The organism is Vibrio sp. YT-15 (assembly GCF_033337445.1).
In the GTDB taxonomy this organism is placed as follows: Bacteria; Pseudomonadota; Gammaproteobacteria; order Enterobacterales; family Vibrionaceae; genus Vibrio; species Vibrio alginolyticus.
Window position 1 is genome coordinate 78,756 of sequence record NZ_JAWOQR010000007.1, and the last position, 13,290, is coordinate 92,045.

The window sequence follows — 13,290 nt, forward strand, 5'->3', positions numbered from 1 at the left end:
ATGCTTTCCTTATTGGTTGACGCGTTTCCAACGTCCATTTTCCATTCCGAGTAAATACTTCATACCGCCGATAAAGTTGGCGAGATGACCAATGACGATGTAGCTAATCAGCTTAAAAGGTTTAATTGTGTTAAGTGCTGGCATCAAGTAAGTGATAAGCGCGATGCTATAAATACCAACTTGTGCGGACAGCATTACTTGAAACAGCGGATTGTGTGCCAGTAGTAGTGAGCAAATAAAGCAAACAATCATCAAATAGGGTGTTGCTAAGCGCAGAACCTTTCCCGATAGAAAAGCAAAGGCAGTGCCACGATAACGAGGTAGCAGTAATTTCTTTAATTGCATGAGCTGCTGCATGTTACCCGCTGAAATTCTTAGGCGCCGCTTGAAATCTGCGTTGTCTGAGCTCTGTTCTAGTTCAAGAGCCAGCATGTTTGGCTCGTAAATAGCGCTATAGCCTCGCAAAACGATTCTCATAGGGAGAATAAAGTCGTCATTAATGGTGCTAACTTCCAGTGGTTCAAATAAGTGAGTTCTGAAAGTGTAAAACGCACCGTGGGAACCAATCGTTGAACCTAACAAAGATTCTTGGTGCTTTACTCGAGACTGGTATTGCCAATACGCCGCTTCACCTTGGTTATCAGTGCTCATTATTTGATATGTTGCGTTAACCACTCCAACGTTCTCATTTTGATAATGCTGACTAGCTAGCAACAGAGAATCGCAAGAAATCAATGCCGACGTGTCACTCAGTGCGGTAATGTCCGAGCTAACATGACGCATTTCTTCGTTGAGTAGGGCAACTTTACCGCGATTGATTTGGTGATCATTAATAATGAACAGAGTATCAGAGCAGATTGCTTCTTGAATTGTCGCTTGAGCAATCTCGGCTGTGTTATCTGTGCAGCCATCACATGCGATCACTACTCTTAACTTATCCCTTGGGTAATCTAGGCTCGCAAGGTTACGGATCTTCTCTGCTATCCATTGTTCTTCATTGTAGGCGGGCACGATGACAGTAATAGAGGGTAGCTGGCTGTCTGTTTTGGAGGCTTTGTAAGCTCGCTCTACAAATGGTGCTTTGGTTTCGGCTTGCCGTTTTAAAGGAAGCCATTTAAGGAGCAGTGGGTACCCAACGTGATGATAGACAATCAAAAACGTGGATAAACCAAACCCTATAATCCAAAGTAAATCATTCATAGCTAGCCTCCTTGGCCAAACGTGAGTAGCGACTCACCATGTCTCTGATATCAAAGTGTTTGAGAATAAAAGTTCGAGGAGAGCGGTGTGATGATTCCAGTTGTTGTGATAACGCTTCGGCCAACGAAAACACGCGATTTGCTTCAACCAGTGTGCTGTTGTTCGGACAGAGCGTCTCTTTCACGCCGCCAACATCCGTTGCGACGCAAGGAATGTCACATGCTTGAGCCTCGAGGGTTGAGAGAGGAAAGCCCTCTTGAAGTGATGGTAAGCAAAACAAGTCTAGGCTTTGGTAAAAGCTGGGCATATCGTCCACCAAGCCTAAAAAGGTTACTCGATCTTCAAGTTTTAACGTTCTAACTTGTGCTTCCAATTGAGTTCGCTGAGAACCATCACCTGCGATTGCTAGGTGTGTGTTTGGCGTAAGATGAGAGAAGGCTTCGATAAGCACTTTATGGCCTTTAACTGCTTCTAGACGCCCGGCAACGCCAATCACGATTTTGTCGGTTGGAAGTTCAAACAAGTGTCTTGTTGCCGTTTGGTCACCGCTTTTAAACTTCTGACAGTCAATCCCGTTATGGATAGTACAAACTTTGCGATACTTTAACTTAGTCTGTATTTGATGGGCGACAAAGTTCGCATCGGCAACCACTTGCGGGCGAATCATCGTTAGCAAAAGGGACTGTAGTTGAGCTGATTTTTTGTTATTAAGGTGCCATGCGTCGTGCTCGGTATGAATCACTACAGGTACGTGCGCTAAACGTGCAGCAATACCACCGTACAGAAGTGGGCCGATATGGTGAGTGTGGACCACATCAGGCTTAAGTCCTTTGAGCATGGAAGTTAGCGTACTGATGGTTTTTCCGCTGAATCCAGGTTTCTTATTAAGAAAGTGCAGTTGGCCTTGGTAGGGCAATAGTTTTTGCCAACCTTGTAGTGCATGTTCTTTGCTTCCTTCTAAGCTCACGACAAAAACGGAATGGTTTGGCTGCGCAAAACGAAGCATTTCTAGTACGAGCGTTTCTAAACCACCAGGAGCTAAGTGTTGCACGACGTGTAATATCACTTTTTTGCTGTGCTTAGTGTTATTGTGTTTTTGTCTGAATTCCATTTTCAAACCCTCGTTGAGTTCTTTGTTTATTTAGGAATTGCAGACTGCGTGCCAAAAAATTAATCATTTAAAAACAATAGGTTAATATTGATGTTTGTGAGACTTTATGTTTATTCTCAATTTGAGATTCATATTAGTGGACATGCTATGAGGCTGTATAAGGCAGTAGTAAAAGAAAAGCACTCGCCGACCGAGTGCTTGTAAATGAGTTCTTATGGCGCTTAGTTTCCGTACACTACGTTAGGTAAAGTGGTGATGACAGGAACACCAAGGTGTTTTTCTAATGCTCTTTTAGAGCGGATAGAGTTATCGGCTAACTCTAGTATCGTCGCTAATCCAATGCCTAAACCAGCGCCACCAATAAATCCTAAAATGACAAATACAAAACTAGGTAAGTTAGTTGGAATCGTTGGCGTGAACGGTTCATCAATGATTTTTACGCGCTTATTCTCTTCAAACTCTCCCAAAGAACCCGTTAGTTGGGCCATCTCATAGCGTTCGACGAGTTCATCATACATTTCTCTCTTCACTGCGACGTCACGAGCTAAGCGGTTGATTTCTGTTGCTGTGCTCCCAAATTGGTGCGCATTTCGCTCTAATTCTTGGATCATGTCTCGCAAGCTGTTGGTTTCTTCCGTAAGTGCTTCAAAACGTCCGCGCATCATTTGTAATTGATGTAGTTGGGAGACAAGTAGAGGCTGTGCTTCGCCAAGACTGTTTACTGTGGTATTGCTCGCGATATCCCATAGTTGAGCACTGTTTAGTTCTGGTTGTTTAGAGTTCAAGAGTACCGAGCGTTCCTGCTCCAACCGGTTTAATTCTCGCAACTTACCTTGCACCAAACTATGCGCCTCTGTGTATTTAGCGCGAAGCAGGGTAAGTTCACTACGAATGTCGATGATTTGCTCTTCCAGTTTACCGATAACCGGGTTCGTTTTGGATAGTTGTTGATCCAAACTGCCTAGACTTCGTGAAACACCAGCAAGCTCCGCCTCCTTTTCGGCTAGCGTTTGTTTGAGGCTAGCAAGGCGAGTAAGGCTTTGAGCTTGCATTTCGGGTGTCGCGTCTGAGTAAGTATTTTTATACTCTGCAAAAGCTTGTTCAGCCTTGTCTAGTTCTTCCCTGCGTTTGTTGATATGGATAGTCAAAAAATGACTCGAATCTTTAATCGAAGAACGCTCAGGAGCCAAAAGCTGTTCGACAAAATGCTCTCTGACAGAGAGCAGCATCGACTCCATTCCTTCTGATTTACCACTTTGCAATTGAATTTGAATGAAGTCTTTACCGAGTGGCTGAACAGACAGGCGCGACGCAAGATCTTTTATGATGAACTCTTGCTCTTTTGCACTCATCTCGTCATTGATCAGCGATTGTTCTTTTGCGACAGAATACAAAACGTGTCGGCTTTTTAGCAGAGTACTGAGTGCGCTCAATCGGTCTTTAAGCATTGTTGAGACGGCAAGGTCTTGAAGGAACGGGTTCATTTTCGCTGTCTCTTGAATAAGCATGCTGGTATGAGCAACATAAGTCGTCGGAACCAGTTTACTTACGATGAAACCCAGCACCGGTAAGACAAGCATAGGAATAACGATCATGTAGCGACGTCTCCAAGCTCCATGCAACAGTACGCTGAGGTTTTCTCTTAAATCGTTCATAGCGCCCTCACTAATTTATCAACTTGGTTGGCTCTTGCTTCCCAGCTTTGCTGTTGAACAAATGACTTTGAATCTGTCGGTGGCGGTAGGAGGTGATCGAGACTGGCACGCACGTCTTCGACATCTTGAACCACATGAAGCATATGTTTGTAGGGCATTAATGCAGGAAATGGTGTGCTGATAACAGGGGTTCCTGTTGCCAAGTACTCAAGAAGTTTAAGCGGATTACATGCCTTGATTTGAGCGTTATCAACAAAGGGCAACCAACTGGCATCCCAGTGTTGGGAGTAACGTGGCAGAGTGTGATGCGCTCTCGGGCCCAGGTAGTATACGTTGCATCTTTGTGGAAGTGGATTATCACTGAACTCGTTAGGGCCGATGAACACGAGATCCCAGTCAGGCGCTTGGTCTGCGACTTGGGCAATTAAGTCGTAATCTAACCATTCAGACAAACTACCATAAAAGCCCAGCACTTTGCGGCCGTTGTCAGGCAAGTCTTTGGCCTTCGGTGCTGGCTCAGAAAACAGACTAACGTTGACACCATGAGGCAAAGTGACGGTTTTATGTGATGGAAACTTGGTGGAGAGCGTATCGCTTGCCGTAAAGATAACGTTGGCCGCATTAACAAGAGTACGTTCGTGCTTTGTTACCGTGTCGTGGTCAACACCAGCTAAAGCGCTAAAGTCATCGCCACAATAGTAAATCAGTCCACGTGGGTTCATTTCTGCACAAACATCGGCAGCAGTCGGGAGCGACGTCCAAAATACAGGCTTATCAAAACCAAGAGCTTGTAATTGTTTGTTGAGTTGGTGTTTCATCATCTTAGCGGCCACTTTTCTTGCTAATGCAGAATTAGGGGCAGGAATGGTGAGCAAGTTGATGATGTGAATGTTTGGGTTTGTTTCAGAGTCCAATGTTGGCTTGTGTGAGCCTACGTTATGAAATACACGAGTGAGTTTGTTTAACGCACGCTGTATGTCTTTAGAATCCAGCTTAGGTTGACGAAGGCCAATGGAGTTCACCCAAAGGATTCGATGGTTCGCTGCTAGTCGCTTGACAATATGCTGAGTGGAAGAGGGTAACCCACCAAAATCTTCTCCAAATACTACGATGTCCGTCATGTGGCTCTCCTTGAGTCTTGGTTATGTGATTACTAATTAAGTGAGTAATCACAATGCGTGCCAAGGAATTAGCCATTTTAAAACAGTGAGTTATGGGTTTTGTTTATGTTTGAAACTAGGATTTCTCATTTTGACAGTCACTTTGAACAATTCGGCTAACGACAACTGTTAATGCCGCTAGAATGTAAATTGGCCAGGTGAAACCTTGAGTCAGAAAAGTGCCTGATACGATGGTACCGATAAGCCCACTTAACACGGCGTTTGCTCCTACAGAGAGGGTGTAATCTGATTTTGGTGTCAACAATGAGATGGAATGCAAAGAGGTGCGGATCAATGACACAATTAAAGTAATGAACACCGCGAGCCCGACAAAACCCGTTTCTGCTAACACGCCAAACCAAGTACTATGGACCGCGTGGTTGATACCATCCCAGTGTGGGCTGTAGAAATAGTAATTAAAGTAAAAGTTATCTAGACCTACGCCAGTCAACGGATGATGCAGCGCCATTTTAAATGCCGCTTCCCACGCATAAAGTCGCCCCATCGCAGAGGCATCTATACCATCCTCAGCGGCTCCCCCCGATTCTCGTCCTGAAATACCAGCGAATGCGTAGAGTACGATCGCTGCGATAGCGCCTAATACCAAGACTAATGTTTTGCTTTTGATGTGTTTAAAAGCAAAGTAGGCAAATACAGACAGTGAACCTAGTAACCCCCCGCGGCTCTGCGTCTCAATGATCGCAAAGAACAAAACCAAACAGGTGATAAGGGCAAAGAGCCTGAGATGCTTGGGGGAATGCTTCTCCATCAATTGACTAACGGTAAAGGCAAGGGGAAACATCAGCACTAGTGCCAAATCGTTAGGATCGCCAAGTACTGAACCTATGGATCGTCCTATCGACACGCGCGTCCCTTCAACCAAATCAATGCCATTCGCAGCGTTTTGTAATGCCACTAAGCCAATCAATAATCCGGCGAAAATAATTGCTTTTGACATCTGTGCGAGCTGTGAAGGTTTAGTAATAAGCCAGGTGATGGCCAACGTCATAATGATGATTTTCCAATAGGTGTTTTTGAACACCGTTATTGCGATATCACGACTGGAAGCGAATATGATTCCGATGATCACCAGACCCCAAAATATACACAGCCACTTTAATGAAGGGTGCCAAAAAGCTGTAATCTGGCGGCTTATAAGAAGGTGAAAAGCGAGTGCGGCGAGTGCCCCCAATGATAACAGTAATGGGATCTTGAAGTTATAGATAACAGGAAAGGCTTCGTGAATACGAAAGAATGAAAAAATAACGAACAGTGTGACAAGCCAAAACGTTTGATTGAGAACAAACAGTAACGCGAGTGGTGCGAAACACAACGCAACAATCAAAATGGGATGAGGCATAACAACCCAAAGCAGGCCGATACCGACAGTGATCGTCAGTGCTGCGATGGACTGTTTTGTTCTCACCTTGGTTTCATTCATAACGAGTATCTCTTCACCTGTCCACGCCGTTTCACTATGTATCGAGTGAGAGCATTGAGCGTCTCTTTACTCATGTAGCGAGTGGCTATCCCTGCCAGCAAACTGCATGTCAAAATGCAAATTGCGATGGCGATTCCTATTGATTGTGAAGAGTGAAGCAGGAACAGTGCCACACCGGATATAATCTGTAATAAAACCATCAGACTTAGGTGAAAAGGCAACGTCATACATTGTTGGCCTACTACATAAGTCAGGCCCAGCTTACACAGTTGTGCGTAATAAAGCGCAATGAACACACCATAAATACCCAGAGAAGATAAGCCAAACAGCAAAGCAATCGCAACGCACGCAGAGACGACATTTATACCCAGTAGCCAGCGAGTACGACGCTTGTACAAAATGGAGATGTTAATCAACTCACTCCATTCTTTTAACATGGCGATAGGTAGCAAGAATAAGCTGAATAGTACCGCCTCATGATAGGTTTCTGGCAGTAAGTAGGTGATCATCACCATTGCTAATGTGCCGACCACTACACTCAAACCTGTAATGTAAATCATACCTAAGTGTGTGATGCGCACTGCTTCAGTGCTCTTGCGCCCTTCTAAGTAGTTAAATCGACGTGGCATCCACCACATGCCAAACGGCTGCACTAAAATACACATGCCCACTGCAAATTTTACCGCTATCGCGTAAATCCCTAACGTCGCAAGAGAAGTGTTGGCACCAATGAACCAGCGTTCAGCGCCATTGAGACAAAATGCTACTAAACCGGCCATCATCATTGGTAGGCAGTAGTTTAGGTATTGTTTTGCCAATGTCAGCTTAGGAAGGGTGACATTGTAACGGTTAACGATGTGCAGCCAAACAAATTGAGTAATAGCAGCCAACAAGCCCCCCCACAAAACAGAAATAACATGGGGATGAACAGACAGCGCCGCGACGATAAAAATGACCTGAAAAATGGTGGTAGTGACCATGACGTTAAGCAGTGTTCTTGCTTTGTCGTCTTGTGTTCTTAACCAGGCAGTGCCGATTGCAATACTGCCTTCTAGAACGATGGCAAACATAACAATAGCAAATTCGACTCGCGTAAAAGGCGCGGGAATGGGGGCGATTAAAATGATAGTGAGCAAGCTAAGAGCGACGACGCCAGCGATGAGTAAAGCAAGTGAGTACAGCTGGTTTAGTAGGCTTGTGCGCGTATTTTGATCCTTTTCAACGCCGACGAATCGATAAAGCGCTTCATGCAAAGCGAAACTGACAAACAAGGTCGTAACAACACCAAAGGTTGTTAGAAGCTCAAGCTTGCCCATTTGTTCTGGTGAGAGAAAGTGGGGCAATACAGGCAGCATGATTAGGCTGATGCTTTTATTGATCACTAAGGCGATAGCAAATAGCGTCATGTTGGTCATTGCTTTAGACATGATCATATCCTTTGATGTCTCGCGGTGTCTTGAGTGTGCAATCATTGTTGGTAGCAATTTCGGCAGCAAGGTGCTGGGCGATTGGCAAATAACAACGTTCGGCTGTGTATAGTTGAGAAACATTGAGTGCTTCGATACCCATCGTTACTTTCATCCACGGCGATTCATTCAAAAGGCGAATTGCGTTGTGTAGCGAAGCCACATTGTTAGGCGTGTATTTAATACAATTTCGGCCGTGAGTTAACACGCGGTCCCAATAACTATCATCATGTGGAATGACGACACACATACCTGCAGCGAGAGCCTCCAAAATAGATAACCCAAAAGGTTCGTTGATACTGGTGGAAACAAACACACCACACTGTGAACGCAATTCATCTAAGTTGTTTGGGCACTCATGCCATTCAACACCTTGTGTGTTGAAGTCCGGTGTTGAATATTCCACACCTGCCACATTAGGTTTGATGTAACACACGGTGGATTTGATCTTTTTCGACTCATCAAGTGTTAAAGCATCAAGCAAAAGATCGATGTTCTTCCATTTTAGTAAGCTAGCTGCCCAGAAAACGCGGCTTGAAATCGGATTCGCTTGTTTTGGCCAGCGATCTTTCGATAATCCATTAACAAACGTAGATGTATTCAAACCACACCAATAGCGTTCGGTGGCTGGCTTCTCTGTTTTGAGGTAGGCCTGTAATGCTTCTACCATTGATTCGCGGGTGTTTGCCAAGTAGTAAATTGCCGATGCTTTTACTAAACAGTAGCCAGCAGATCTCGATCGTCCAATAGGACCATGAACCATCTGTACCACAGGCTTTTTGCTAATTAATCGTAGTAAGTACAAAGGCATATCATTACTTGGGCAAGATAGGCCCAAAAAGCTATCTATTTTTGGCAGCTTCATGCACGCGTAGAGAAGTTGGAGAAAGTAGTAAGCGTTCATCAACCAGTAGGTCAGGCCATGAGTCGAGTTAAATGGTGATGGTTTTATTTTTATAACTTGCACACGCGGTGTATCACTAAGCAGTGACGCCCAATGCTCTGGATTTATAGTGAGTAGATAACCAATCACGTTCAGCTTATCGCACTGCTTAAGGAGCTCTGCATTCGCGATTTTGGATCCACCTTGCATTGGGATGGCGTCGAACATCAATACACGTTTCATGACCGGGCTCCTCAATTGATGCTCAACCAGCGTGAAAGAGGCTTCATGCAGTGAGTCATTGGCATTGGTGTAATGGCGTTGTTATTAAGTTCACCTTCGTAAATACGTTCAATAGCGTTGATAGATGCAGTCGTCGTTAAGTGCTGGCTAGCATGTAGGTAAGCGTTTTCCGCCAGCTTGTTTCTTAATGCCGCGTCTTGCATGACTTGTTGAATCGCGTTTAACAGGCTCGCCATTCCACTGTTCTGGTACAGCAATGCAGAGTGATTATGCTCGAACAACTCAGGAATGCCTCCTGTTTTAGGAGCCACGATAGGCAGTTGAGCTAAAGCCGCTTCCCCGAGCACGAGACCAAAGGCCTCTTCATAGGCGCCGCTAATAAAAGCGTCTGCATTACCACACATCCACACTCCGGCATTGTGTTGTTCTCCGACAAAGTGCACTCGTTCTTGGATACCAAGATCCGATGCAAGCTGTTGCAATGCTTCTCTTTCTTCGCCGTCACCAACAATAACAAGGTGAGGGTTGCGGTGGTGGTAGTTGTGCATGCGCATTGCGCGAATAAGGCGGTCGAACCCTTTGCGCTTAATCAGCGAACCCACCGACAGAAAGGTAAAGGCCTGTGATGGGATTCCGAGGCGATCTTTAATGTCGATGGGTGTATCCACGCCTTGAAGTGACACGCCGTTGTGTACGACATGAAGTTGGTTTTGCGGGTAGCCGTCCTGAAGAATTTCGCGTCCAACATCTTTGCTAACGCAAATCAATTTTGGAGAGAGGTGAAGTCCGAGAGAGAAGCGATCGCGCAATGTATAATGGCAATGAAGTTGCGTGACAAGTGGTATATGATTCATGCGAGCAGCCAAACACATCCATTGACAAGGGCCGCCGCTATTGACGTGTACCAAGTCGATGCTGTGCTTTTCGATCAAATCTGAGCCTTGTTTGATAAGGCTATTCCACCCGCTAATATCCCAGCGTGGAGCGCTCCAACCACCAACCAAATTGAAGGATGAATGTTCCGCTTCAATTCCGAGCGAATGGCACTTATCGATTAATGGTTGGCAGTTTGACCATACGAATGGCTCAAACTTATTGCGGTCGATTCCTGAAATGAGATCCAGAAGCACCACTTCACTGCCGCGAATCCAATTATCACCATAATGAACATATAGAATGCGTTTTGGCGTAGTCATAAGTCACCTCTGTCTCATCATTAATCTGCGTTAACTGCTGAGCTGCAATAGAGATGCCAAAATATGCTATTAGTTTATGTGATTGAATCTTATATGATATTTATGTTTGGAACTCATCATTCTCATATTGAGAACCAATATGGATTAGTGATCCGTTTCAATTTGATATTTTTGTAGCAATACGGGAATCACACTTTGCGCTGAGAAATCATCAATGATGGTTTGTCGAGCATTCTGGCGAATGAGTGATTGTTGCGCTTCACCAATCGACATCCAGTCATGAAGACATTTAGCAAGAGAGGGAATGTCTTCGACGATAAAACCATTTTTACCCGTTTGGATAATATCTGGAAGACGACCTACACGTAAGCTCATCACGGCAATGCCTCTCGACATGGCTTCAAGCGCCGCCATTGGAAGACCCTCATAACGAGAAGAAATGATAAGTACGCTGATATTTTCCCAAACACCTTCCATATCGGTTTGATGGCCTAGGAAAGTCACGTTTGAAGGGGCAGTTTGATTAAGCGACTCTTTTTCTGGGCCATCACCGTACACACTAAACTGTAATGTTGGACAGAGCCTCGCTACCTCAATAAATTGATCGGCGCCTTTTTCCTGACTCAATCGGCCGACAAAAGCGATCTCCTGATAGTTGAGTTGACTGTTGGGAATCGAAACAAAGTTATTCAGCAGTTCTGAAGAACAAAAAACTTTGCGCTGAATACTTGGACTGACAGCAAAGCAATGGTCAGATAGGCTGCCGGAGCTTCTATCAAGCCAATCGTATAGCCATAGTTTCCCTGAGGACGATTCACCAGCATGATAAGTTGAAATCAAACGAGGAAACGTACGGGTGAGCAGTTTGGCGCAGCGCGACAAAATCGACGCTTTATAACCATGGGAGTGAACCACTGAGGGTTGGTGATTGGCGACGGCGCTTGTTAGGTGTTTAATTTTTAAAGCTTTATTGGGCTCGCCAGACAAATAGTTTAAGTAACTCACAGGGATCGCGGCTTCTTTTGCCTTCTGTACAATCTGAGCGGCTGGTGAATACTCAGTGGTTAGCACAACTCGAGCTTTGTGTCCAAAGGCGATTAATCCCCGAGCTAGCTCGATAACGTGACTTTCAATGCCACCGAATAGACGGCTATCAAGCAAGATCCAAATTTCACCAATGGCAGGTTTATCAAGATTGTTCGAGATTAATTTCATCCGCTTCCCACGCTTGTTTTTTTCGGTAAACCGTAGATGGGCTTAACTCCAGCATGACAGCGGCGTTGAGGACGTTGCCATCACAGTACGCGATTGCGTTTTGAATTGCTTCACGCTCTACTTGCCACATAGGACGAATGGTTCCATCAGCGTTAAAGTACGGTGAGGTAGCAGCAGAGGACGGTGTACCAGGCAGCTCCGCTGCGGTAATCGACGGTTCGACCGCAGAAGGTGAAGGTTCCTCAGTATAAACAGGTGGTGGTGTGATTGGTGCAATGTTTGCTGACTCTTGAGCAACATGCGCAGGCGTCGTTGTTTTCGTCACTTTAGACTTTTTAGTAAGTTGAGCGGGTAGGTGGCTCACCGTGACTTTTTCGTCGTTATTAAGCACCACAATGTTACGTATGATGTTTTGTAGTTGCCTTACATTACCCGGCCATTCGTAATGCTTGATGATATGTTGAGCTTCGCTGTCGATTGTTGAGAATTTCTTTTTGTCCTGTTTGGCGTAAGTGGTCAAGAAGTGCTTGGCAAGCGTGACGATGTCACTTCCTCGTTCACGTAATGGGGGCATATCGATAGGTATAACGTGCACACGGTAGTATAAGTCTTCACGAAAACGACCTTCTTCTACTTCTGTTAATGGATCTCGGTTAGTGGCACAAATGATTCTCACATCTACTTTCATTTCTCGAGTGCCACCAAGAGGGGTGTAAGTGCCCGTTTGTAGAAAACGGAGCAACTTCTTTTGCATCTCAAGTTCCATTTCACACAGCTCATCAAGAAAAAGCGTACCACCATGTGCCAGCGTCGCCGCACCTTTTCGATCTGTTGTTGCTCCAGTAAAGGCCCCTTTAACGTGACCAAAAATCTCACTTTCCATCAAATCTCGTGGAATAGCCCCACAGTTAATTGCAATAAAAGGCTTGTCTTTACGGTCGCTCTGGCGGTGGACGGCTTCAGCACAAACTTCTTTACCTGTGCCGCTTTCTCCCACAATAAACACACTGGCAGAAGTTGGCGCAACAGCATCAATGGTCTTGTATACCGCCTGCATCGGGAGGCTTGAACCGATGAATCCGTGATAGTTGTGGCGATCAAACTTGGACTGAATATTTTCCACCAAATCTTCCAATTTGGCGCGTTTGAGGTGCAATGCGACTGATGTTTTTAGGCGATCAGCGTTTATGGGCTTTTCTAAGAAATCTTCCGCACCTTTTTGAATTAGATTAACGGCTAAGTCGACGCTGCCGTGTGCCGTAGCAATAATAACGGACGTAGGAATGTCATTCTGGTTGATCCAATCCAACACGTCTTCGCCAGACATGTCGGGCAGTTTCAAATCGAGAATGATGAGCTGAGGTTTGCTTCTTTCAATAAATTGAATCGCTTCGCGACCTGTCTCGACATGAAAAATGTCATAAGGTTCGTCTTTCACATACTGCTTATAAAGTATGGCTAGTGAAGTAGAGTCCTCTACCAGTAACACCCTTGGTCTCATAGTCCCATCCCAACGTAGTTTGTTTCATTTTTTATGATTTTTGTCAGCACTACTATTTGGCATTATGAGTGGTTTATAGCTCTCTAGTGCTGAAAATTCTCAATTTGAGAAAAGCGTTATTTAAGTATTAGCACAAGGTAGGAAATTTGCGAAAAATCCATACTTTTTAATTGATTAAGTTATACCCAAATAATTTCAAGGTGTGTGGCTTGGAGAGGG

10 protein-coding genes are annotated in these 13,290 nt (G+C 44.9%); all 10 read right to left on the reverse strand.

Going from position 1 to position 13,290, the window contains the following annotated elements; genetic code table 11:
• Nucleotides 1-9: 9 nt before the first annotated feature.
• The 10 genes from R7D93_RS14895 to R7D93_RS14940 all read right to left on the reverse strand — a co-directional run bounded on the left by R7D93_RS14895 (nucleotide 10) and on the right by R7D93_RS14940 (nucleotide 13,071).
• On the reverse strand, nucleotides 10-1,200 hold the full coding sequence (locus tag R7D93_RS14895) for a glycosyltransferase family 2 protein (RefSeq protein ID WP_225496861.1): 1,191 nt from the start codon (nucleotides 1,198-1,200) through the stop codon (nucleotides 10-12).
• Nucleotides 1,193-2,311, reverse strand: a complete 1,119-nt coding sequence (locus tag R7D93_RS14900) for a glycosyltransferase (protein WP_054574133.1) — start codon at nucleotides 2,309-2,311, stop codon at nucleotides 1,193-1,195. The genes R7D93_RS14895 and R7D93_RS14900 overlap by 8 nt, the downstream gene beginning before the upstream one ends.
• A 221-nt stretch (nucleotides 2,312-2,532) precedes the next feature.
• Nucleotides 2,533-3,966: a GumC family protein gene (locus R7D93_RS14905; RefSeq protein WP_005377649.1), complete on the reverse strand. Its 1,434-nt coding sequence runs from the start codon at nucleotides 3,964-3,966 to the stop codon at nucleotides 2,533-2,535.
• The gene (locus tag R7D93_RS14910; protein ID WP_225496863.1) at nucleotides 3,963-5,087 is read right to left on the reverse strand and encodes a glycosyltransferase; all 1,125 of its coding nucleotides are present in this window, start codon (nucleotides 5,085-5,087) and stop codon (nucleotides 3,963-3,965) included. Before R7D93_RS14910 ends, R7D93_RS14905 begins: the two co-directional genes overlap by 4 nt.
• A gap of 115 nt (nucleotides 5,088-5,202) precedes the next feature.
• A complete protein-coding gene (locus tag R7D93_RS14915; RefSeq protein ID WP_162497020.1) occupies nucleotides 5,203-6,567 on the reverse strand; it encodes an O-antigen ligase family protein in 1,365 nt (454 codons plus the stop codon).
• Nucleotides 6,564-7,994, reverse strand: a complete 1,431-nt coding sequence (locus tag R7D93_RS14920; RefSeq protein ID WP_017820656.1) for a lipopolysaccharide biosynthesis protein — start codon at nucleotides 7,992-7,994, stop codon at nucleotides 6,564-6,566. The genes R7D93_RS14915 and R7D93_RS14920 overlap by 4 nt, the downstream gene beginning before the upstream one ends.
• Complete coding sequence (locus R7D93_RS14925; RefSeq protein ID WP_225496865.1) at nucleotides 7,987-9,159, reverse strand: glycosyltransferase; 1,173 nt, start codon at nucleotides 9,157-9,159, stop codon at nucleotides 7,987-7,989. The genes R7D93_RS14920 and R7D93_RS14925 overlap by 8 nt, the downstream gene beginning before the upstream one ends.
• A gap of 11 nt (nucleotides 9,160-9,170) precedes the next feature.
• A complete protein-coding gene (locus tag R7D93_RS14930; RefSeq protein ID WP_225496867.1) occupies nucleotides 9,171-10,355 on the reverse strand; it encodes a glycosyltransferase in 1,185 nt (394 codons plus the stop codon).
• 144 nt (nucleotides 10,356-10,499) lie between these two features.
• Nucleotides 10,500-11,570, reverse strand: a complete 1,071-nt coding sequence (locus R7D93_RS14935; protein WP_017820658.1) for a glycosyltransferase family 4 protein — start codon at nucleotides 11,568-11,570, stop codon at nucleotides 10,500-10,502.
• Nucleotides 11,545-13,071 carry a sigma-54-dependent transcriptional regulator gene (locus R7D93_RS14940; protein WP_031778967.1) on the reverse strand — a complete coding sequence of 509 codons (1,527 nt, stop codon included), beginning with the start codon at nucleotides 13,069-13,071 and terminating at the stop codon, nucleotides 11,545-11,547. Before R7D93_RS14940 ends, R7D93_RS14935 begins: the two co-directional genes overlap by 26 nt.
• Nucleotides 13,072-13,290: the final 219 nt, after the last annotated feature.

Bases quoted from the DNA above. Each gene is read 5' to 3' on its own strand.
- R7D93_RS14930 (WP_225496867.1), bottom strand. From the start codon at position 10,355: ATGACTACGCCAAAACGCATTCTATATGTTCATTATGGTGATAATTGG.
- R7D93_RS14920 (WP_017820656.1), bottom strand. From the start codon at position 7,994: ATGTCTAAAGCAATGACCAACATGACGCTATTTGCTATCGCCTTAGTG.
- R7D93_RS14915 (WP_162497020.1), bottom strand. From the start codon at position 6,567: ATGAATGAAACCAAGGTGAGAACAAAACAGTCCATCGCAGCACTGACG.
- R7D93_RS14895 (WP_225496861.1), bottom strand. From the start codon at position 1,200: ATGAATGATTTACTTTGGATTATAGGGTTTGGTTTATCCACGTTTTTG.
- R7D93_RS14910 (WP_225496863.1), bottom strand. From the start codon at position 5,087: ATGACGGACATCGTAGTATTTGGAGAAGATTTTGGTGGGTTACCCTCT.
- R7D93_RS14905 (WP_005377649.1), bottom strand. From the start codon at position 3,966: ATGAACGATTTAAGAGAAAACCTCAGCGTACTGTTGCATGGAGCTTGG.
- R7D93_RS14900 (WP_054574133.1), bottom strand. From the start codon at position 2,311: ATGGAATTCAGACAAAAACACAATAACACTAAGCACAGCAAAAAAGTG.
- R7D93_RS14935 (WP_017820658.1), bottom strand. From the start codon at position 11,570: ATGAAATTAATCTCGAACAATCTTGATAAACCTGCCATTGGTGAAATT.
- R7D93_RS14940 (WP_031778967.1), bottom strand. From the start codon at position 13,071: ATGAGACCAAGGGTGTTACTGGTAGAGGACTCTACTTCACTAGCCATA.
- R7D93_RS14925 (WP_225496865.1), bottom strand. From the start codon at position 9,159: ATGAAACGTGTATTGATGTTCGACGCCATCCCAATGCAAGGTGGATCC.